Below are 22,856 nucleotides of genomic sequence, written 5' to 3' on the forward strand. Positions count from 1 at the left end.
TATATTGCATTTTGTTTTTAAATTAAATCTTGCAAAACACTATACAATTGATCAGCTGCATCTCGCACACCCATCTGGTATGCATTTTTTGCCATTTCGTCTCGTTCATTTTCATTTGTCATCAATGAATCAATTGTTTTTGAAAGCAATTCGCCATTTAAATCCTGTTCTTTAATGATTTTAGCAGCATTTCTTTCAACTAAACTCATGGCATTTTTAGTTTGATGATCTGCAGTAACATAAGGACTTGGAATAAGAATAGATGGAATCCCAAGTGCTGTAATTTCTGCCAAACTTGTAGCACCTGCACGTCCTACAATCAAATCTATTTCTGGTAAAATTTCAGGCATATTTGGAATATATGGTTTAATTACCATATTAGATGGAATATCCATTTTTTCAGCTTTCTTCATTATCTCATCAAAATGAACTCTTCCTGTAACAAATAATACTTGATAATTTTTAGCTGTAAAGTTTTTTGCTGCTTCAAGTGCTGACTGATTAATTTTTTCAGCACCTCGTGAACCACCAAAAATCAAAACCGTTGGTTGTTCATCATTTAGTCCATATTGCGCTAAGCGGTTTTTCTTTTGCATATGTGCCACTTGTTGCGCTCTAGGATTTCCAGTAAAAACAATCTTTTCATCTGGAAAATCCTTTCTAACATCATCAAATGCAATTGCAACTTTATTAGTAAAGTGACTTAAAAATTTATTAGTTACACCAGCTACACTATTTTGTTCATGAATAACTGTAGGAATATGTAATCGAGATGCAGCATAAACAACAGAACCACATACATAGCCTCCTGTTCCGATTACAATATCTGGTTTAAATTCTTTAATAATTTTTTTAGAATCACTAATACTTTTCAAAAATAAATAAACTGTTTTAAAGTTTTCTAGTGATAAAGAACGTTTAAATCCTTGAATTTCAATTGTCTTAAAATCAATTCCAGCATCTGGGACTATTTGACTTTCTAGCCCCTTTTTAGTGCCAACATATAATACTTCTGTTGTTGGATCTTTTTTCTTTGCTTCTTCAATTAGTGCTAAGGCTGGATAAATATGTCCGCCAGTTCCGCCTCCAGAAACTAGTAGTCTCATTTTTTCTCCTCCAATTGTTGTTCTAATTTTTCAACTGCTTCAATAAATTTATCTCCACGTACTTCAAAATTTGGCCATTGATCCCAACTTGCGCATGCTGGTGATAACAATACGATGTCTTGTTTTTCACTTAAATCGTATGCAATTGGAACTGCTGACACAACATCTTTTGTTTTAATAATTTTTTTAATACCCGATTTTTCTCCGGCTTTTTCTAATAATTGTGCTGTTTCGCCAAAAACGATCAATGCTTTTACATGATCTTGTAACGCAGGAACTAAATCATTAAATTCATATCCTCGGTCTAAACCACCAGCAAGTAAAATTACATTATCTTTAAATCCTGATAATGCCTTTTCTGTAGCTTCCATATTCGTTGCTTTAGAGTCATTATAAAACTTTCGTCCTTCAACTGAAGTTACATACTGTGTACGATGTTTTACACCAGTAAAGTTCTTCAAGACGGTTATAATTTCATTATTATCTTGTCCCATAATTTTAGCAACTGTAATTGCCGCTAAAGCATTTTCGATATTGTGTGTACCAGGGACACGAATATCATGAACATTAATAATCTTTTCATCTTTATAGTACAAATATTCACCATCTTGATATGCACCATCTGTACTTAATTTTTTACGTGAAAATGGAACAACTTTTGCTTTACTTTGTTTACTAATTTCGCGCCATTCCTCATTATCCCAATTAATTACTAAATAATCATCAGCAGTCTGATTTAACATAATTCGTTCTTTTGCTTTAACATAATTTTTTCGTGATCCATGCCAATCAGTATGTGCTTCATAAATATTAGTAATCACCGCAATATGTGGATGTAATTTAGTAATTCCCATTAATTGGAAGCTTGATAATTCTGTTACCATAACATCATCTTTAGTTGCTTTTTGCGCAATCTCTGTGCTTGGTATTCCAATATTGCCAGCTGCGTATGCTTTTCCTTTAACTCTACCATGATTCAACATTTCAGTAATCATAGTGGTTGTTGTTGTTTTACCATTGGTTCCTGTTACACCAATCATTTGTGCATCTAAAATTTCAAATGCTAATTCTGGTTCAGTAATTACTGTAATATGATTTTCCAACGCCTTTTGCACTATAGGATTATTATAAGGAACAACTGGATTTTTAACTACTATATCTGTGTTATCCAATAAAGATAATGGATGAGATCCAGTAACAACTTTAACTCCTAATTTTTCCAATTCTTCTACTTGTTTCAAATCAGGTTTATCGTTTTTATCATTGACAGTAACATTACTTCCTAATCTTACAAGTAATTTTGCTGAGTTAACTCCACTTTTCCCTAATCCAATAACTAAAACATTTTTATTACGATAAGTGTCAATATTTTTCATACCAGAAAACTTCCTTAAATTATAATATACACATTACTGAGATTGCAGCTGCAATTAATCCAATCGTCCAAAATACAATATCAATTTTCCATTCATTCCATCCACACATTTCAAAATGATGATGAATTGGACTCATTTTAAAAATTCTCTTACCAGTTAACTTAAATGAAGTTACTTGTAAAATTACACTTAATGTTTCAATTACAAAAATAATTCCAATAATAAGTAATGATAAAGCATGATGAACTAAAATTGATACGGCAGCTAATGCACCACCTAATGCAAGAGAACCCATGTCTCCCATAAAAATTTTAGCTGGTTTGTGATTGAACAATAAAAATGCGATCAAAGCACCAATTACACTTAAACAAAAAACTAATACGTCATATTGATGTTGAGCAAATGCAATCACTGCATATGCACCAAATGCTATAATTGATTGGCCTGCAACTAATCCATCAATCCCATCAGTTAAATTTACAGCATTTGAAAAACCAACAAGCCAGAAAATAACAAATAGGACAAAAATGAACCCTAAATTAACTTCATAGCCAAAAAGATTAATGGAAAATGGTAAACCTTCAAAGTGATAAACCAATAAGAAAACTATTCCACCTACAATTTGACCGGCTAATTTTTGCCATGGTTTCAAGCCTTCATTTTGTTTCTTCCATAATTTAATAGAATCATCCCAGAATCCAAGGAATCCATAAAGAATCAAAATAAAGTTTAAAATTAAAATCTGTGGATTTAAGCAATGGTACATTAATGAAACCATAATACCTGTGAATAAAATCACAAAGTTAAAAACGAAACCACCCATAGTTGGAGTTCCAGATTTTTTTTCATGCCACTTAGGTCCTTCTTCACGAATCATTTGTCCTTGCTTTTTTTTATGTGCATAATTAATAAATACTGGTAAACAGACTGCTGTTAATACCATACTCATTAATAATGGAATTAGCATTTTTGTTATAGTCATTTTAATTCTCCTTATCTATTGCAATGCAATATTTAATTGTTGATCTTTCTTAACTACTGTATTTGCAGAAATGCTTTGTGATTTTACAAAACCAGATCCATCAAAATGAACCTTGATTCCTAACATATCTGCCAATGTTTTCACATCATTTCGAGACCATCCTGTTAAATCAGGTATTGTCTTTGTCCCATTTGTAACCAAAATAATCTTTGATCCACTTAAAACAGTTTGGCCTTCAGCAACTGATTGTTTATCTATCTTCACACCATTTCCACAGACAATCACATCGGCGTTTGTCTTCTGCAATTCTTTTTGTGCAGTTTCAACACTTAATCCTTCAACATTTGGCACTTTATTTGTAGATGAGTCATTCTCACCAGTAGTGTCATCTTGCAATGTTTGTTTCATCATTGGATTAAAAATAGTTGCTAACATTTTAGTTGCTGACCCTTCGCTTCCAAAGGTCTCAGGTTGTTGCATTGTTATATATAAAACATATTTAGGATCATTTAATGGAGCAATCCCAGCAACTGAGAAGATATAATTCTTCTCTCCTGTCAAATATCCGCTTCCAGTAGAATTGGCTATTTGGGCTGTACCTGTCTTAACCCCAATATCATATCCATCTATCTTATATGCTTGTCCAGTACCATCTTTATCAGTAATTACATCTTGCATCATACTTCTAACTTGTTTTGCAGTTGATGCTGTAATTGGATGGCCTACAACCTTTTTCTTAGATTTATAAACTGTTTTTCCACTATTTGGATCTACAATTTTTTTAATAAATCTAGGTTGAACCATTGTACCATTATTTGCAATCGCAGTAAGACCTTGCATCATTTGCATAACTGTAACATCGATACTTTGACCATATGCTGTATTTGCTTGATCAATTGGATATTCATATCCAATATAACCTTTTGCTTCATTTCCTAAACCAGGTGAATTAACAGCTTTTAAAAATCCAAATGATTTCAAATAACGAAGCCATCTTTTCGCACCCATTTGTTGTTCTAAATGTGCCATTCCGACATTTGAAGAACGGATAAACGCTTGACGATATGTAAGAGTTCCCCATCCTGAACGTTTCCAATCATAAACATATGCACCATCAATATTATATTTTCCAGACTCAAATGTAGCATTTGGATTATAAATTCCACTATTTATTGCTGCTGCCATTAAGAAAATTTTCATACATGAACCAGGTTCATATGTAGATTCTGTTAAATTGTTTGTCCAAGCAGAATTAATTCCAACTTTAGTTTGTGCATTAAACGTTGGTCGCTGACTTGCTGCAATAATTTCCCCAGTTTTTGCATTCATTAATACTGCATTAATACTTTTTGGTTTATATGTTTCTTGAGCTTTTGTAAGTAAATTTTCAAGATAGTTTTGCAAATGACTATCCAAAGTTGTATAAATGTTGTCACCGTTTTTCACTTTTTTAGCAACTGAACTTGTCCATGGAAGTTTTGTTCCTTGCCCATCTGTTTGTTCACTCTTAACCCCATTTTTTCCAGATAGATCCTTATTATATTGTTTTTCAAGTCCCATAATCCCGACAAGTTTATTATTTTCACTTTCAGCAATTCCAATAAGATGTGAAGCAAATGTTCCATTAGGATATAAACGGGCTTGAGAAGGTGTGAACTCAATTCCTGAAATATTTGCTGCTTCGATTCGTTTCTTGGTTTCAAGTGAAATATTTTTACCTTCAGAACCTAACTCAACTTGATAAATATTAGGGTCCTTTGGTGAAAGAGTTTTTCTAATCTGTGAATATGATGCTCCAAGATTTTCACTTAAAACTTTTGCTGCTTTATCTTTATCAGAATCTTTTAAATATGCAGGTTTACCATCATATGTACGTGCTTGTTTAGATAAAACAACATAAACCGAATATGTTGTAGTATCTTCGGCAATTACTTGTTTATTGGCGTCATAGATAGTACCTCTTTTAGCCTTTACTTCAGTTCTTTTAGCATAAAGTTGCTCCACTTTTTGTCTTAAATTTACGCCATTTGCATGGTGAAAATTACTAACATAAAAAAAGCGGAGGATAACTAATACAAAAAAGCCAATAACTATAAAGAAAAATAATTTTCCTACATTTTTACTATCTTTTGTATTTTCTTCTATCTCGCGCTTGTTATTATTCATTATTTAGTTACATTCCTTGTGTTTTGTTCATCTAATGATAATCCATCTTTTTTAGCAATTCCAGTTAAACGAGAACGACTTGATAATTCACTAACTTCTTGTTTGATGTTTGAATTTTTACTAGACATGTTTGAAATTTCAGTAGTGATATCTTGTAGCTTATTTTGAGCTGTATTGACATTTGTTGAAGATGCGATTGTCAAACAACCAAGAACAGCAATCCATGCAAATGATCCACAGATTGTTAAACGTTCTCTTCTTTTAAATTTCTTTTTTTGAATTTCTAATGCAGTTGCTGTATTTTGTGATTGATTTACTGTTTCTACTTGAGTTTGTTTTACGTATTTACGTGCTACTTGAGCCATTTATAATTCACAACCTTATCTATCCTATTTTACTCGTTCAATAACTCGCAACTTCGCAGAGTGTGCCCGATGATTTTCCTTAATTTCTACTTCTGAAGGTAAAATTGGTTTTCGATTTACTAAACGAAAATCAACTTGAATATTTTGCGGAATAATTGGTAATCCTTGAGGTAAGTCAGGCAATGTACTTTTTTCTTTGAACATCGTTTTAACTAATCGATCTTCTAAAGATTGAAAAGTTATTACACTAATCCTTCCTCCCACTTTCAATAATGATAAAGCATTTTCCAACGATTCCTCTAATGCAGATAATTCATCATTAACTGCAATCCGCAATGCTTGAAATATTCTTTTAGCAGGATGCCCACCCTTTCTTCTCGCTCGAGCAGGAATTGCTGATTTTATAATTTCAACTAATTGTGTTGTCGTTTCAATTGGCGCTTGTGCACGCTGTTGTTCAATTTTTCTTGCAATAGATTTAGCAAACTTCTCTTCTCCATATCGGGAGAAAATTCGCATTAAATCATTAAATGACCACTTATTGACTATTTCTTTTGCAGTCAAAGATTGAGTTTGATCCATTCTCATATCAATAGGTGCATCTAGTTTATAACTAAATCCTCTACTTGCAACATCAAATTGCGGAGAAGAAACCCCTAAATCATACACAATTCCATCAACTTTTGATATGCCTAATTTCTCTAGTTGAACCTTAATATCACGAAAATTCGATTTAATTAAAGTCAACTTACCGGCTTCAATTTCAGTTGATAGTTGTTTCTGATTATAGTCAATCGCAGTTTGATCTTGATCAAATGAATAAAGATGACCATCATCATTAAGCATTGAAAGTATTTTTTTAGTATGTCCCCCACCGCCTAATGTACAATCAACATAAATGCCATGAGGATTAATATGTAAATTTTCAACAGCTTCATTTAACAAAACTGTTACATGCTTAAACTCTGCCATAATTACTCCTTAAAATTCAAAATCAATCATATTTTCTGCAATTTCATCAAAATTCTCTTCTGCTTCATCTGTAAATGATTCCCAGCGTTCTTCAGACCAAATTTCAATCCGGTTAGAAACACCAACAACCACACATTTTTTATCTAACTTTGCATGCTCTCTTAATGTTTTAGGCAAGTTTATTCTTCCTTGCTTATCAAAACCACTTTCTGTAGCTGCAGAATAGAAAAAACGTACAAATGAACGTGCATCACGCTTATTTAAAGGCAATTTTTTTAGTTTTTCTTCTAAGGTGTGCCACTCATCCATTGGGTATACAAATAAACATCCATCAAGTCCTCGTGTGATTACAAAATTTGCGCCTAATTGTTCACGAAATTTTGCTGGAATAATTAGTCGTCCTTTTGTATCGATTGAATGTTTAAATTCGCCCATGAACACGTGTCTTCACCACCCTTAGATTACCTCTATGAAACATATTACCACAATCCCCCACTTTCAACCACCTAGTTATTAACAAAAACCACTTATGTTTTTTTAAATTTATATTACAAAATGCTTTTACATAAGATTTACTTAAATAAATTAAAAAAACTATGACTTTTACGTCATAGTTTTCTTAAAATCAATCTATTCTAATTAAAAAAAGAAGCAATCTTAAATATTAATAAAACACAATATAGTGCTAAAATTACAAGATCTGCTACACGCCAAAATTTAATTAAAAACTTCTTATAAATAATTTGTCCTTCGAATATAGCATATAAAATCGTCATCGCTAATCCATACAATGACAATCCACAAACGATGAACGGAATTATAGAAATTCCAATTAAATTTTGGGAAAGAAAATGAATTGCAACAAGTAAAAATAAACTAAAAATGTCTAATCTCTTAAATTTAGGATATCTTTTTTTCAAAAATTTGTTTTTTAAAAATGTCAAAAATATCCAAACTAAAACTAATATTATTAGTTGAATATACCATTGTTTTATCATGCTATTCCTCGTCTATAAAAATATTCTCTACTTATTATAAAGATAATTATTTTAATTTTCAATTTATCTAAAAAAACTAAATTGACATTTAATGAACATTAAATGTATAGTATCTTTGTAATTAATATTAAAGGATGATTCATTTTGGCAAAGAAAAAAGAAAAGAAATCTACATTCCAAAAAATTACAATGGTAGTTGTTTGGTTAATGTTAATCTTTACCATCGGTGCTGTTGTTTTAGGATCTGTTGGTTCTTTCATGTAATAAAAAAAAGCAGACTTAAAAGTCTGCTTTTTTTATTTTTGCATTTTTATAGCCTTTTCTAAAGTTTTTTCAACAAGTACTATTTGACCATCAATAATTGGTAAATTATCAATTGGTTCACGCTCTTGAGCAAGTGATAATTCTGTACATCCAAGAATAACCACATCACAATTCAATTCATTAACCATTGTATTAACTAACCCATGAAATAATTGACGATCAACATAATCCTTTTCTTTAATATCAGTGTAAATTAATTGGTTTACCTTATCTTGAATTACATCTGTTGGCTTAACAAATTCATACCCAGCTTTTTTTATTTCATCCTCATAAACATGATCAACGATCGTTCCATGAGTTGCAAGTAATCCTATTCTTTTTGCTGTAGGAAATTTTACTCCAATTGATTTTACTGCTTCACGTGGCATATGCAAAATTGGAATATTCGTTAAACTCTGCAAGTCATCATAAAAATAATGAGCAGTATTACATGGAAGCGTAAAAAAATCTGGCTTTAATTTTGCTTGTTGCTTGATATCTTCAGCTAAGTCTGGAAATGGACTTGGCTTTGAATCATCAAGAATGTAGGCTGTTCGATCAGGAACAGTCGCATGGTTGACCAAAATATAATTTAAATAATCTTGATCTTGATGAGCCTTAATTCGTTTATTCAATTGATGAATATAACTTTCGGTTGCCATGGTTCCCATGCCACCAATTATTGTAAAAAAGTTTTTCATAATTTATCCCTTGTTTTCCTTAAAGTAACGTTTAAAGTTCTTAGCATAATTATGTTCCATCCATTTAATTAATGCCCAACGTTTGAAGTTCATATCTTTATCATAACGATATGTCATTCCGTATCGCTTATGATCAATTAAATCAAGAGCGCGCTCTTTATCACCATTTTGGCGAGCATATTTCTTAAATGTTTTAACAGCGACACCTAACCAAAGTTGATGCTTATTTGCATCTTTATTTCCGTAAACCGTTTCTGCATCTGTCAATTCATTTGTTACATAATCCTTAACGACCCATGATGCTAGGTTATAGCCATTTAAAGTTACAAAGAAACTACTACGTCCTTGACGCAAGTTGATTTCAAATAATTTATATGTGTTATCACGTGCATCATACTTCATATCAAAGTTTGCATAACCCGTAAATTTAATATCTTCTAAGAATTTTTGGAAACGCATATAAATATCTTTATTGTATTCTGGCAAAATTGCAACATAGTTTCCAATTGCAGCTGGAGATGGATCTTCTAATAAAGGATGTCCAAGACACATCATTTTAACTTTATGATTTTGATCAACATACGCATTTAATACACGCATATTACTATCATCACCAGGAATAAAATCTTGTAAAATGAAATCTGATTCATAACCATTTGTATATGCCTTTTGTAAAATTTCATCTAATTCAGGACGTGATTTTACACGGTAGGCTTTTTTTCTGCCTTCGAAACTAATATCAACCCATTCAACACTGTTTGAAGGTTTTAATGCAACTGGATAATCAAAAAGTTGTTCAACAGGTTCTTTACTTTCCCACATTTCCTTTGTAATAACTTTTGTTTTAGGATATGGTAAATCATATTCGTCACAGATTTTATAAAATGATTCTTTTTTATTTAATTTCTTCAACAAATCATAATCAATATATGGACAAACAAAAACATCTGATAATTCATCTTTATGTTTAGAAATTAATTCTGCATATCCATCACCACAACCAATTAAAATAACTGGTTCTTCATGATCTTTGTATTGTTCTTTAATTTTTAACATTGAATTAATCCATGTTGGATCTTCTGAAAATCCATCTATTAATTCTAAATCAACAATTTCAGTAAAACGAGTTGGAGCTAATTGACGTTCAGCAATAGCTTTAACTGGTTTATTTGTTAATTCATAGAATGAACGTGCCATTCCATAAACATTAAAGTCACTTCCTAATAAAATTGGTGTAAAATCTGCTGTTTTATTCTTCATCTTCTAATCCTTCCACAATTTTTTTTGCAACATTTAAATCATTTGGATATGGAGTATTTACTCCATTAATTTTTTGATATTTATCCTCGCCTTTACCAGCAAGCACTACAACATCTGAGGTCGTAGCCATTTTAATTGCTTTTTCAATTGCTTTCTCGCGATCTAATTCAAATTCAACTTGGACTTTATTATGGTCAATATGCTGATCAATTTCTTTTGCAATTTTCATTGGATCCTCAAATCCTGGATCATCACTTGTTAAAATTGCAATATCAGCTCCTTGACTTAAAGCTTTACCAAAACCTTCACGTCTGGAAACTCCTTTATTTCCAGTTGATCCAACTACAACAATTAAACGTTCAACTTTGCGTTGAGCACGTAAAAATTCAAGTAATGCATGTAAACTAGCATAATTATGAGCATAATCAATATATACAAGTCCATGATTTTTAGTTTGTACCATTTCCATTCTGCCTGCAACTTTTACCTTTGCTAGACCTTTAATTGCATCGTCTGCAGTTGCACTTGCTAATAAACTTGCAATAATTACACTAGTAGCATTCCCTTCATTATAGTCTCCAGGAATAGTAATTGTATATTCATTTTCTAATGAAAGTTTTTGAGCCTTTGGTGTTAATGCTTTTAATTTAAAACGACTATCAACCAATGTTTCTTCCACATTTTCAATTTTGATATCAATCAAATTACCATCTGGTAAAACTTCTTGGGCTTGATGTGTAAATGTAAAAAGTTGTTGATCTTCTACATCTGATTTAGCTGCATAATAAATCTCATTAAAATGATCTGAATCAGCATTTAAAATACAGTAATCTGAGTTTGCTAATATTTGTTCTTTACAAAATAGATAATCCTCAAATGTCGAATGTTCATTTTCACCTACATGATCTGGTGAAATATTTAAAAAGATACCAATATTATAATGTAATCCGTAAACTCTATTCTTTTTATATGCTTGAGATGAAACTTCCATCACTAAATGTGTCATTCCATTATCAACAGCGGCACGCATATCATGAAATAAGTCTAATGATTCAGGAGTAGTTAAATTTGATTTAAAGGTGTCTTCTGGCTTAGGGCCAATTGTCCGATCTACAGTTGAGAATAACGCTGTTTTCCCATTATTAGCCTTATCTAAAATTCCCTTTGCTAAATATGCACTAGTTGTTTTTCCCTTTGTTCCAGTTATCCCAATTATAAATAAATCATTTTGAGGATAACCATAAAACGCTGCTCCTAATAAAGCCATCGCTTTTTGAACATCTGAAACAATTAAATATGATACATCTTTTGATGTTTCATATTTATGTTCAGCAACATACCCACTTGCTCCTTTTTCAATTGCACTAGTCAAATATTCTTCTTTAAAGTTTCCCTTACAAAAAAATAAAGTATTTTTTTCAACTTTACGTGAATCATATGTAACATTATCAAAATTGCATTCATTTTGGTGATATTCTACCAATAAATGATGCTCATTTAATAAATTCTGTGCATCTGTTAGGCTTAAAGTCATTAATTTCACCTTCATTTAAATAGACTTCAACACCCATTATTCCATATTTTCATATAAAAATAAACCGGATGGACTTAATTTAAATAAAAAATAAATCCATTCGGTTTAATGCTTTTAATTTAAAGCTTGAGTATATTTAACTTTATCAATTGTATCAGCATTTGTATCTTCTGGGAAGTATACTTCATACCATAAAATAAATGTATAAATAGTAAAAATCTTTTGCATACATGATTTACCATTTATATGTTCATGAAGCACATCCAATAATGCGTCTGTATCAAAGAATTTTTGAGCAACATCTGAAGTAAACGCTTCTTCAATTCGTTTTCTAAATTTATCTTCTTTGATCCATGAAGCAATTGGAGATGGGAATCCCATTTTTTCTTTCATTGCAACACGATCTGGTAACTCAGATTCTGCTGCTTCACGGAATGATACTTTAGTTTCATTACCCTTGATTCGGGTACTAATAGGCATTGATGATGCAAATTCTGCAACTTTCTTATCAACTAATGGTGTACGAACTTCAAGTGAATTTGCCATACTCATACGATCAGCTTTATGTAAAATATCATATGGTAACCAAGTATTAATATCAAAATATTGTTCTTGTGTCATTTCATCTTTATTAGAAACTTCATCAAAAATATGTTTTGTATAGTCACCAGTATCTAAATTCAAATCTTTGTTTTTAAGAATTTTATTACGTTCATCATAATTATAAACATAATTTACACGATAATAACGTTCATATAAAGGTTCTGACCCACGTTCTAAGAAACGTTGACCATGGAATCTTGGAAGTCCAGAAACAGCTTGCGCTAATGCATTACGCAAAAATTTTGGAACTATTTTTTGATAACGTTCAAACGGACGAGCTTCTAGATATGTATTATAACCTCCAAAGAATTCATCAGCGCCTTCACCTGATAATGCTACTTTAACATGCTTACTTGTTTCTTTGGACAAGTAGTATAGTTGCATTGCTGATGGATTTGATAATGGTTCATCCATATAGTACATAATTGTTGGTAAAATATCGAAATAATCATTTCCATCCATCGTAATACGAGTATTCTTTTGATGAATTTCTTTTGCAAAACGAGAAGACCAATCTAATTCACTATATTTAGAATTATTAAAACCAAGTGAAAATGATTGAACTGGCTTTAATTTTGCAGCTTCATTTAATACGAAACTTGAATCTACACCACTTGATAAGAAACTACCAACTTCAACATCTGCAACCATATGAGCTTTAACTGATTCATCAACAATACTTTTTATTTTCTTAGCATCTTGTTCCACTGTTTCAGAGTTATCAATATGATCATAATTAAATTTATAGTATTGATAAATTTCAGTATTTCCATTTCGATGAATAAAATATTGACCTGGCAATAATTTATAAACATGTTTGAACATTGTATCTTTTGATGGAATAAATTCAAAACTCAAATGTACTGGTAGTAATTTTTCATTAAATTCCTTTACAAATTTTGGATGATCTAAAAATGCTTTAATTTCTGAAGCCCATAAAAATGATTTTCCATCGTCATAGTAGTACATTGGTTTGATTCCAAAATGATCACGTGCTCCGAAAACTTCATTTTTAGCTTGATCGTAAATAACAAATGCATACATTCCACGAAGTTTATCTAATAATTTTGGACCCCATGCTTCATATCCATGAAGTAAAACTTCTGAATCAACATCTGTCTTAAATTCATATCCTAATTCTGTTAATTCTTGACGAATTTCTTTATAGTTATAAATTTCACCGTTAAATGTCAAAACGGCAGTTTGTTTAGCATTAATCATCGGCTGGCGTCCATGATCGAGATCAATGATTGATAGCCGTCTAAATCCCATTGCTACATTTTCATCTGTAAAATATCCTTCATCATCTGGTCCCCGATGTTTGATACGGTTTGCCATGTGAATAATTGTATCATCTGGAATATCAGTTTGATTTATATATCCAACAAATCCACACATATATAAACACCCTTTTCATAAAAATAGATTCATAAGCAACTATAATTGTATCATAGTTTAAATATTATAATAAAATATCATTTTAGATATTCTGCGAAAAATGTTCCTACCTTTTCTTTATATTCATTATAATGATTCTTCAAAGATTTAGCATGTTCTGTATTCGATGTAATCCAAATCTTTTTTGGTGCATTTGTTGCATTATAGTTTTGATAAACCATTTTTGTTTGTACAAAAGAATCAGAATCACCATGAATAAAGAAAATTGGTAATTTATTTTTCTTCAATTGTTTTAATGTACTTGCATCCTTAAAATCATATCCAATTAATGGTTTTGCAATTAATGAGCCAACTTGGAGAATTGGTGTTGCAGGTAAATGATAATCATGAGTTAAAACATTATAAAACTCTTGATAAACACTACTAAAACCACAATCTTCAACGACACACTTTACTTGAGATGGTAACTTTTCACCACTAACATTCATAACAGTAGCTCCACCCATACTTACACCAAAGAGGCCAATTTGGACATCCTTGCCTTCTTTTTTGATAAGTTGATGAATCCATTTGACATAATCTTTACGATCTAACCATCCAAATGCTAAGTAATTTCCATCACTATGGCCACTTCCACGATCATCTGGAGCTAAAACATTGTATCCTAATTGATGAAACATTTTGATATATCGAGCCATAAGTGTAGAATTTTCATGCCACCCATGAGCTACAATAATTGTTTTATTTGTCTTTTCAGCAGCAGGAACATAGGTTGCTACTAATTTTATTTTGTCATTTCCGACTGCTGTTTCATGCCAAGTCTGTTTATTTGTTTTATCTAACCATTCAATTGCCTGTCTGGTTTGATGATCAGGTTTCTTGGTATTTCTTGCAAAACCATAATTAATAAAATAAATACAAATACCTAAGAATATTACTACTAATGTAATTAAAATACCAATCAAAACTCTTGGCCATTTTTTATGTTTCTTTTCAGTTGTTTTTTTCATTTCTCTTCTCCCTAAAAAGAGACTGTGAAATGAATCATAGTCTCCTTGCAAAATGTATTATAAAAATAAGATTGCTTCATAATCACTGGTTAAATATGAATAATCTATTTTTTCTTAAACCAATCAGTAATTTTAGTAAAGAAACCTTTCTTACTTTGTTCTTTCAATGACATCAAAGGAACTGTTTCGCCTTCCAATCTGCGAGCGATATTACGATAACCTTGTCCTGCCATACTTTTATCATTTAATACCACTGGTTCACCCTTATTAGATGAACTAATTACGTCTTCATCGTCAAACACAATTCCTAACAATTTGATTGATAAATGATGAGTAATTTCATCAACATCCATCATATCTCCATCATTGACCATGTGTTTTCTAATTCGATTAATGATTAACATTGGTGGTTCTTTTAAATCTTGTTGTTCTAATAAACCAACCACACGATCTGCATCTCGCACAGATGAAATTTCAGGTGTTGAAACTACAATAGCTTGATCAGCACCAGCAACAGCATTCATAAAACCTTGCTCAATTCCAGCAGGACAATCAAGTAAAATATAATCAAAATCTGGACGTAATTCCTCAACAATTTCTTTTACTTCATCTGGTTCTAATGCGCTCTTATCTGTATTTTGAGCTGCAGGAAGTAAAAATAACTTATCATTAAATCGTTTATCCTTAATTAGTGCTTGATGTAATTTAGCTCTTCCTTGTGCAACATCAACAATATCATATATGATTCGATTATCTAAGCCTAAAATAACATCAAGGTTTCTTAATCCAATATCTAAATCAATCAAGCAAACTTTTTTGTCCATTAATGCTAACGCTGTTCCAAGATTAGCAGATGTAGTTGTTTTCCCTACTCCACCTTTTCCTGAAGTAATTACAATTGATTTTCCCATTATTTAAAATCCTCCAATTTTAGCATAAATCTTAGGTCTTAGATTTTTAAGTTCTTCTAACCGTAAATATGATAATTTATGCAAATCATTTACGTAAACTACTGGCTCAAATGAATCTGCTCGATTTTCATCGTCAAAAATTGTTACAAGATCTGCAATTCTAACTTGTTGAGCAGCACTTACATTTCCAACAATTACAGCATTTTCGTTATTTGGATAACCTGCTGATACAATTCCCTCAACATTTCCTAATAAATAAATATTACCTGTAGCCTGTAAAATTCCACCTTCATGGATTATCCCAGTAAATAAAACATCACCTTCAATTGTTTTTACTTGCCCATTACGGATAATATCTGCATTTGGATGAATTGTATTCTTATCGATCATTTCTAAAGCATCATTTTTCAATAAAACATCTGATTTAATTCGATGTATTGTGAACAATGGATAATCAGAAAATAAATCTTCAACTTGTTTCTTTTGTGAAGCATCTAGTAATCTTCTACCAGTTTTAATGTCAAATTCGATTTTGTTTGCTTCAAATTTTGCATTATCTTTGTATAACTTAGAAAGTAAATCTTTTAAATCTGTAATGATTTGAGTAAAACTTGCTTCACTATGAAATATTATTTCATAACCATCCTTATGACCCTTTAATGAAATTGCTTCACTTGGCATACTTCTTCACCTTTCCTATGAATACTTCAAAAATAACTTTTTCAATGGATAATACAAAGCTACGAAGAATGCCAAATTATATGCTAAACTTGGTCCTAAAGTTCTTCCAATAAAATTAACTACTGAAACATCCGTTAAATTAATTAATAAATTTAAAGCATATCCCATTGAAAGTAATATTGTTATATCAATTAAATAAATAAGTAATAATAAAATAAAAGATGGTTCAAAAAATTGGACGATCCATTGTGTTATATATACCATTAGTGGGAACAATAGGATAAAGATTCCAATAATCCCGGTATAGTACATATCATAAATAAATCCAGCAAGAATTGACCAGAAAATAATATGATCAACTTCACCAAAACAAACAGCCATAAAAAGCCAGAGTAAAACCAAACGACTTTCTACAAAAGTTGTTGGTGTAACCATCCAACCTGACCAAACATGCGTCAATGTTCCATCCAAAAACACAGCTAGAAACAAGCCTATCGGAAAGATATACCTCATTTTTTGAATTCGCATAGCGCACCTCTAATCTTGTCTTTCAGTAACAGTTACTACATTTAAGTTTGTCATATCTGCAGCAGGTTTTATATAAATCTTTGTTGGTAAACCATTATCTTGATTTACAACCTTTGTTACAGTTCCGACAAATAGTCCTTTAGGTGTAGTTCCACCTAAACCAGAAGTAATAACTTTAGTTCCCTTTTTAACTTTTTCTTTTGATGTAATTTGTCCCATTATCAAACGATTTGTATCAGTATTATATCCTGTAATTAATCCATTTACCGTTTGATTACTATCATCAATTAATTGTACAGCAAAACGATCATCAGAATCATCTTGTGTAGTAATTAATTCAACCTTACTATTTGTTTTATTAACTTCTGAAACTCGTCCAATAATCCCTTTATCGGACATTACTGCTGATCCCTTTGTAACTCCAGCACTCGAACCTTTACTAATTACAACTGTATTTTGCCAAGTTGATGGTGCTCTTGAGATAACATATGCTGAAATACTATCATAAGAGGTCAAACTTTTATTTAATGATAATTGCTGTTTTAATTGTTTGTTCTCTTCTTTTAATGTGTCGTTTTCAACTTCTAAAGCATTCATTGAATCAATTTTTTGTTTTAACTGCGCATTTTCTTGATAGGTATCAATTAAGTTTGATACTGAACCAGTTACTTTAGATATCCCTTCAACTGGTGCATTAACAACAGTATCAACTACGCCGGCAGCACTGTTTCCAAAGCTTTGAATAAAAGATGGAGTTGAGCGATCATTACGAACAACAATTGAAAATGCAATCAATAAGAATGCAGTAATCAATGAAACTAGAGTGATAACTAACTTCTTATTGAAAAACGGTTTTTGCATTTATAATCCTCCTCAAAACAAAAATCGTATCAAATTTTAACCAGGAAACACATTCCTAACCACTTAAATGATACGATTTTCATCGCCAGTGTTATTTCATAACGTCAATATTTTTAAGTGACTCACCAGTTCCAATTGCAACACAATCAAGTGGTTCTGATGCAACAAAAACAGGAACTTTAGTTGCTTCTGAAATAACTTCAGGTAAATGTCTTAATTGTGCGCCTCCACCAGTTAAAACAATTCCATGATCAATAACATCAGCTGCAATTTCAGGAGAGGTTTCTTCTAATGTCTCCTTAATAGCAGCAATAATTGCTTGTACAACTTCTTGAACTGAAGTTGCAACATCTTCTGGTTTAATTTCAACAGTTTGTGGAAGACCTGTAACTAAATCACGTCCACGAACACTTTGAGTTTCAAGTTCTTTTGCAGCTTCAATTGATGCTGAAGCTACGTCAATTTTGAGTTGTTCTGCAGTACGTTCGCCAATTAACAAGTTATAATGTGAACGTACATAAGCAATAATTGCTTCGTCTAGCTTATCACCAGCCATACGAATTGAACGACTTGAAACAATCCCACCTAATGAAATTGTAGCTACATCAGTAGTACCACCACCAATATCAACTACCATACTTCCTGTAGGATCCATAACTGGTAATCCAGCACCAATCGCTGCAGCAAATGGTTCTTCAATTACGTATGCATCCTTAGCACCAGCTACTTTTGTTGCATCTATTACAGCGCGTTTTTCAACTTCTGTAACACCACTTGGAACGCAGACCATTACATCAGGCTTACCAGCATGATTTTCTAATGATTTTTCAATATAATATTTCATCATTGAAACAGTAGTATCATAGTCCGCAATAACACCATCTTTCATAGGACGTATTGCAACAATACTTGCAGGTGTTCTCCCTATCATCGCACGTGCTTCTGAACCTACTGAAACAATTTCATCTGTCTTTGTGTTTTTAGCAACAACAGATGGTTCTCTTAAAACAATTCCCTTTCCTTCTGAATAGACAATTGTGTTAGCTGTTCCGAGGTCAATTCCGATATTTTTTGCACCAAATCCGAACACTCTTCTCATCCCTTCATCCGTCATCTAATTATAATAATTATTTATAATAATCGGTAATTTTAACATTTAATAAAATTATACCACAATAAAACTTTTGCTGAATATAAAAACTCAACCAATTTTAATCAATCAGGCTAACTTGACTTGCTTGCATTCCTCGTTTTCCTTCGACTTCAACAAAGGAAACGCGTTGTCCTGCAGTTAAAGTTTTAAAACCCGGAGTAGTAATTGCTGAAAAATGTACAAAAATATCATCTTTCTCGTTATCTGGAGTAATAAAACCAAATCCTTTTTGTTTATCAAATTGATGAACTGTTCCTTGTAACATTGTTAACCTTCTTTCTATACGCAAAAATTTTATCATAGTCATTTTTTGAATACAAGGTTCGAATATCGTAAGAATCTAATAATCATTTGATAAAAATTTAAACTAAAACTAACATATTTAGTTATTCAAACTATATATTGTGATATAATGCAAACGCAAATATTTTTGTTTTGAAAGGAAAAACTATGAGTATTGTTTTTATTGCATGTATCGCATTTTGCGCTGCACTTATTCAAACAACTGGTGGTTTTGGCTTTGGATCATTATTTGTACCACTAGTTTCATTATTATTACCATATAAATATGCCACAATGATTTCTGTATTAACCTGCATGTTTTTACAGATTACCATCATTATTCGTTACTTTAATAAAATAAAGTGGAACATAATTATTTTCCCTGCATTAGCTTCGTTTATTACAAGTAGCATTGGTGTTCACTTAATGGTAGGTTTTTCATCAAAATTTATGGCTATTTTACTTGGTATTTTTCTTTGGATTTTAGCAATCTATCTAATTTTCATTGCTCCAAAGATTCACTTAAAAAAGAACTTTCTAACTGAGGTTGGCGTAGGTTGTTTAAGTGGCCTCAGTGGTGGATTATTTGCTGTTGGTGGACCACCAATGGTTGCATATTACGATTCCGTCATTGATGAACCAATTGTATATCAAGCTACAATTCAAACATTCTTTTTCTTAACATCAATTGTATTGCTTATCAATGATTTCTTATGTACTAAATTCACTGCAGATTTAGTTCCGATTTCAGCATTCTCTATAATCGGATGCTTAGTTGGAACATTTATTGGAAATAAAATTTTGCAACGAATCTCAATGAATACAGTACGTAAAATAGCATATACAGTAATGTTACTAGCCGGAACATATAACTTGATTAAAGGTTTAATTTAAATAAATTGTTGTTCACGAAAACTAAAATAATCGTCTTGTCCAATTACTAAATGATCAAGTAATTCAATTCCTAGAATTTCACCACTTTTGACTAATCTTTTAGTCATATTATGATCATTTTGTGATGGCTCTGTATGACCACTTGGATGATTATGAGCAATAATTACTCTTGCAGCACTATATTGAATAGCAATCTTAAATATTTCTCTAGGATGAACTGTTGCTTGATTTAAAGTTCCTTTGAAAATTTCTTTTTCATATATGATTTGATTTTGAGTATCCAAAAAGACACCATATAATACTTCTTGATGGTAGGATGACATCTTCATTTGAAGATATTCTCCTACCATTTTGCTTGAGCAAATTTTGCCTAAAATTAATTGTGGTGACTGATTTGTTCGTTTAATCAATTCACATATAGCTTCCATTTTTAAGGATTTTGCTTCACTCTTAAAATATAATTGCCAGTCACTTCGTGTTAATTTATTCATTTGTGACAAATTATAGTTTTCAGCAAAGTAAATTTCTGAAATTTCTTGTGCAAGTTTATCTGAACAGAATGTTTGCAACACTACATACATTAGTTCTTGATCATTCAGTGTTTCTGCACCAAAACGTTGAATTTGTCTTTCTAAATATTTTAGCTGATATTGTTTATTAATAAATGTCATAAAAAAATCCCTCCATTATTTATATACGCAAATGAAGGGGTTTTTTTAATTATTTTTGAATAAAATCTAATACATCATTTAAATTATTTTGAATTGTTAACGTGTGTTCTTTTTCAAATTGAGTTGGTTTAATATAATCAGGAACCATTATTACAGGAATTTCTGCCCGATTTGCAGCTTTAATTCCATTTGTGGAATCTTCAATTATGATTGTTTTTTGTTTATTTGGTTTTCCAGCTTTTTCCCATGCTTTAAGAAAAATATCTGGATATGGTTTAGCCTTTTCCACATCACTAGCTGAAACAATAAAATCAAAATGATTTTCAAAATTAGTTTCTTTTAAATAATATTCAATATCGTTACGATAATTGCTTGAAGCTAACCCGTAAGTTATATTGTTTTCTTCTAAGTAATGAGCCAAGTTTAAAAATCCTGGTTTAAACTTTAATAGACCTTCTTTAACAGTTGGGAGAATTTCATCACGACTAATTCTTAAAAAGTCTTTAATCATTTGTGCATCACCATAATCTTCAACCATCTTGTTATACATTTTTTCATATCCTGCACCAATGAATTGCTTATAATAATCAAAAGTAAATTCAAATCCTAATTTTTTAGCTGCTTTTTGATCAGCCGCAAAATACATTTTTTCGGAGTCATATACAACTCCATCCATATCAAAAATAACTGCCTCTAATTCCATTATTTCTCCTCCATTGTTTATTTAAAATAACTACGCACTTCAGAAACAAAATAAAGTGAACCTGCAAATAATATTAAATCGCTCGCATCCATTTCCTGAATTTGTTGAACTAAAGCTTTATGCCAATCTTCTTGAATTTTAATTTGTGGAAAATCTTTGACGATTTCTTGATAGTCAGCAATTGGCCGAGGACTGTTAAATTTAGTCAAAGTAATATGAACATTTGGAATTTTTTCTAATTCTTTTATCATTTCGAAAGCTTGCTTGTCTTTTAAAATAGCTAAAATTATATGAATTTGTTGATCACTAAATTTTTGTTTTAGAAGTTTAGTTAATTCTTGGACTGCTTGTAGATTATGTGCGCCATCTAAAATAATAAGTGGCTCATCGTTAACTCTTTCAAATCTTCCTGGCCAAGTCGTCTTCTTGAGTGCCTGAACAACTTCTTCTCGACTGAGTACCCATTTTTCATGTTGAGCAACTATTGAAACTGCTGTAACAGCTAAAGCTGCATTATAAATCTGATAATCTCCCATCAATGATGTTGTTAAATTCTTAAACTTAACATCCTGAAATTCGAAGTCGAATTTTTCTCCCCATGATTCAAATGGTTTGGCGCTAACATTAATATCTTTATTTAAGATATGCATTGGTGCATGTTTTTCTAAAGCAGTTTTTTCAATTACTTCAAGTGGTGTTCCATGAATATCTCCAATAATTATTGGAGTATTTTCCTTAATAATTCCCGCTTTATTGCGTGCAACATCACTCAAAGTTGGCCCAAGGAATTTCAAATGATCATTGGCAACATTTGTAATTACGCTTACAAGTGGTGAAACTACATTAGTTGAATCATAGGTCCCACCCAGGCCAACTTCTAACACCGCATAATCGACTTTTTCTTCAACAAAATATTTAAACATAATTGCAGTATCAATCTCAAATTCAGTTGGGCCTCCACCTTTATCTGCCCAATCTTGATCCATTTGTGCAACAATTGGTTTAATTTTATCTACAATCTCGACTAATCTGTCATCAGAAATCATTTTACCATTAATACAAAAGCGATCATTAAATTTAATAATAAATGGGGATGTGAAACTCCCTACTTTAAATCCCTTTTCCATTAATATTTGACGTACAAATGCAGTTGTAGAACCCTTTCCATTTGTTCCTGTAATATGAATTACTTTAAGTTTTCGTTCTGGATGTCCTAATCTTTGACAAAAATCTCTCATCCGATCTAGAGTCAAAATCTTTTTAAATTTAGTCCGTCCATGAACAAAATTTACTGCCTGTTGATATTTTGTTTCTTCCATAACTAAAATGTCCCCTTTTCCAAGAACAATTATTCTTCTCATTTACTATTATATAAATTTAGCGTTAATTAAGAAAGAC

At 31.3% G+C, this 22,856-nt stretch carries 24 protein-coding genes; 2 read left to right on the plus strand and 22 right to left on the minus strand.

Annotated features, from left to right (window positions below):
- Positions 1-17: 17 nt before the first annotated feature.
- From murG to QPK35_RS04155, 8 genes are all read right to left on the minus strand, one after another.
- On the minus strand, positions 18-1,106 hold the full coding sequence (gene murG, locus QPK35_RS04120; RefSeq protein WP_290034210.1) for an undecaprenyldiphospho-muramoylpentapeptide beta-N-acetylglucosaminyltransferase: 1,089 nt from the start codon (positions 1,104-1,106) through the stop codon (positions 18-20).
- The gene (gene murD / locus QPK35_RS04125) at positions 1,103-2,482 is read right to left on the minus strand and encodes a UDP-N-acetylmuramoyl-L-alanine--D-glutamate ligase (RefSeq protein ID WP_290034211.1); all 1,380 of its coding nucleotides are present in this window, start codon (positions 2,480-2,482) and stop codon (positions 1,103-1,105) included. The genes murG and murD overlap by 4 nt, the downstream gene beginning before the upstream one ends.
- Before the next feature lie 19 nt (positions 2,483-2,501).
- Positions 2,502-3,464 (minus strand): phospho-N-acetylmuramoyl-pentapeptide-transferase, encoded by a 963-nt coding sequence (gene mraY, locus QPK35_RS04130; protein ID WP_435302717.1) that lies wholly within the window; start codon positions 3,462-3,464, stop codon positions 2,502-2,504.
- 15 nt (positions 3,465-3,479) lie between these two features.
- The gene (locus QPK35_RS04135; RefSeq protein WP_290034212.1) at positions 3,480-5,630 is read right to left on the minus strand and encodes a penicillin-binding protein; all 2,151 of its coding nucleotides are present in this window, start codon (positions 5,628-5,630) and stop codon (positions 3,480-3,482) included.
- Positions 5,630-5,995: a cell division protein FtsL gene (ftsL, locus tag QPK35_RS04140; protein WP_290034213.1), complete on the minus strand. Its 366-nt coding sequence runs from the start codon at positions 5,993-5,995 to the stop codon at positions 5,630-5,632. Before ftsL ends, QPK35_RS04135 begins: the two co-directional genes overlap by 1 nt.
- A 24-nt stretch (positions 5,996-6,019) precedes the next feature.
- Positions 6,020-6,967 carry a 16S rRNA (cytosine(1402)-N(4))-methyltransferase RsmH gene (gene rsmH / locus QPK35_RS04145; RefSeq protein WP_290034214.1) on the minus strand — a complete coding sequence of 316 codons (948 nt, stop codon included), beginning with the start codon at positions 6,965-6,967 and terminating at the stop codon, positions 6,020-6,022.
- 9 nt (positions 6,968-6,976) lie between these two features.
- Positions 6,977-7,408, minus strand: coding sequence for a division/cell wall cluster transcriptional repressor MraZ (gene mraZ, locus QPK35_RS04150; RefSeq protein WP_290034215.1), 432 nt, complete (start codon positions 7,406-7,408; stop codon positions 6,977-6,979).
- Between the two features lie 194 nt (positions 7,409-7,602).
- Complete coding sequence (locus QPK35_RS04155) at positions 7,603-7,965, minus strand: DUF3397 domain-containing protein (protein WP_290034216.1); 363 nt, start codon at positions 7,963-7,965, stop codon at positions 7,603-7,605.
- A gap of 144 nt (positions 7,966-8,109) precedes the next feature.
- Here QPK35_RS04155 and QPK35_RS04160 point away from each other — a divergent pair, with 144 nt between their 5' ends.
- The gene (locus QPK35_RS04160) at positions 8,110-8,229 is read left to right on the plus strand and encodes a DUF4044 domain-containing protein (protein WP_290034217.1); all 120 of its coding nucleotides are present in this window, start codon (positions 8,110-8,112) and stop codon (positions 8,227-8,229) included.
- A 32-nt stretch (positions 8,230-8,261) separates the two neighbouring features.
- Here the strand turns inward: QPK35_RS04160 and QPK35_RS04165 are convergent, their stop codons facing one another.
- The 11 genes from QPK35_RS04165 to QPK35_RS04215 all read right to left on the minus strand — a co-directional run bounded on the left by QPK35_RS04165 (position 8,262) and on the right by QPK35_RS04215 (position 19,173).
- The gene (locus QPK35_RS04165) at positions 8,262-8,969 is read right to left on the minus strand and encodes an aspartate/glutamate racemase family protein (protein WP_290034219.1); all 708 of its coding nucleotides are present in this window, start codon (positions 8,967-8,969) and stop codon (positions 8,262-8,264) included.
- A gap of 3 nt (positions 8,970-8,972) precedes the next feature.
- Positions 8,973-10,229 (minus strand): carboxylate--amine ligase, encoded by a 1,257-nt coding sequence (locus QPK35_RS04170; protein WP_290034220.1) that lies wholly within the window; start codon positions 10,227-10,229, stop codon positions 8,973-8,975.
- Positions 10,219-11,763, minus strand: a complete 1,545-nt coding sequence (locus tag QPK35_RS04175) for a UDP-N-acetylmuramoyl-L-alanyl-D-glutamate--2,6-diaminopimelate ligase (protein ID WP_290034221.1) — start codon at positions 11,761-11,763, stop codon at positions 10,219-10,221. The genes QPK35_RS04170 and QPK35_RS04175 overlap by 11 nt, the downstream gene beginning before the upstream one ends.
- A gap of 114 nt (positions 11,764-11,877) precedes the next feature.
- Positions 11,878-13,764, minus strand: coding sequence for an asparagine synthase (glutamine-hydrolyzing) (gene asnB, locus QPK35_RS04180; RefSeq protein WP_290032737.1), 1,887 nt, complete (start codon positions 13,762-13,764; stop codon positions 11,878-11,880).
- Between the two features lie 77 nt (positions 13,765-13,841).
- Positions 13,842-14,774 (minus strand): alpha/beta hydrolase, encoded by a 933-nt coding sequence (locus QPK35_RS04185; RefSeq protein WP_290032738.1) that lies wholly within the window; start codon positions 14,772-14,774, stop codon positions 13,842-13,844.
- A gap of 104 nt (positions 14,775-14,878) precedes the next feature.
- Positions 14,879-15,685, minus strand: coding sequence for a septum site-determining protein MinD (minD, locus tag QPK35_RS04190; RefSeq protein WP_290032739.1), 807 nt, complete (start codon positions 15,683-15,685; stop codon positions 14,879-14,881).
- 3 nt (positions 15,686-15,688) lie between these two features.
- A complete protein-coding gene (locus QPK35_RS04195) occupies positions 15,689-16,366 on the minus strand; it encodes a septum site-determining protein MinC (RefSeq protein ID WP_290032740.1) in 678 nt (225 codons plus the stop codon).
- 15 nt (positions 16,367-16,381) lie between these two features.
- A complete protein-coding gene (mreD, locus tag QPK35_RS04200) occupies positions 16,382-16,894 on the minus strand; it encodes a rod shape-determining protein MreD (protein WP_290032741.1) in 513 nt (170 codons plus the stop codon).
- A 9-nt stretch (positions 16,895-16,903) separates the two neighbouring features.
- Positions 16,904-17,755: a rod shape-determining protein MreC gene (gene mreC / locus QPK35_RS04205; RefSeq protein ID WP_290032742.1), complete on the minus strand. Its 852-nt coding sequence runs from the start codon at positions 17,753-17,755 to the stop codon at positions 16,904-16,906.
- Positions 17,756-17,846: 91 nt separating this feature from the next.
- The gene (locus QPK35_RS04210; protein WP_290032743.1) at positions 17,847-18,845 is read right to left on the minus strand and encodes a rod shape-determining protein; all 999 of its coding nucleotides are present in this window, start codon (positions 18,843-18,845) and stop codon (positions 17,847-17,849) included.
- 121 nt (positions 18,846-18,966) lie between these two features.
- Entirely contained in the window at positions 18,967-19,173 is a 207-nt protein-coding gene (locus QPK35_RS04215) for a cold-shock protein (RefSeq protein WP_290032744.1), read from the minus strand.
- Positions 19,174-19,358: 185 nt separating this feature from the next.
- On the opposite strand from QPK35_RS04215, the gene QPK35_RS04220 reads away from it, so the two are divergent.
- Positions 19,359-20,084 carry a sulfite exporter TauE/SafE family protein gene (locus tag QPK35_RS04220; protein WP_290032745.1) on the plus strand — a complete coding sequence of 242 codons (726 nt, stop codon included), beginning with the start codon at positions 19,359-19,361 and terminating at the stop codon, positions 20,082-20,084.
- Here the strand turns inward: QPK35_RS04220 and radC are convergent.
- From radC to QPK35_RS04235, 3 genes are read right to left on the minus strand one after another with little or no spacing between them, the layout of a single operon-like run.
- Entirely contained in the window at positions 20,081-20,755 is a 675-nt protein-coding gene (gene radC / locus QPK35_RS04225; RefSeq protein ID WP_290032746.1) for a RadC family protein, read from the minus strand. The genes QPK35_RS04220 and radC overlap by 4 nt on opposite strands.
- Positions 20,756-20,804: 49 nt before the next feature.
- A complete protein-coding gene (locus QPK35_RS04230) occupies positions 20,805-21,458 on the minus strand; it encodes an HAD family hydrolase (RefSeq protein WP_290032747.1) in 654 nt (217 codons plus the stop codon).
- 17 nt (positions 21,459-21,475) lie between these two features.
- Entirely contained in the window at positions 21,476-22,777 is a 1,302-nt protein-coding gene (locus QPK35_RS04235; protein ID WP_290032748.1) for a bifunctional folylpolyglutamate synthase/dihydrofolate synthase, read from the minus strand.
- Between the last annotated feature and the right edge of the window lie 79 nt (positions 22,778-22,856).

Origin of the sequence: Ligilactobacillus cholophilus, assembly GCF_030389495.1 — a bacterium.
In the GTDB taxonomy this organism is placed as follows: Bacteria; Bacillota; Bacilli; order Lactobacillales; family Lactobacillaceae; genus Ligilactobacillus; species Ligilactobacillus cholophilus.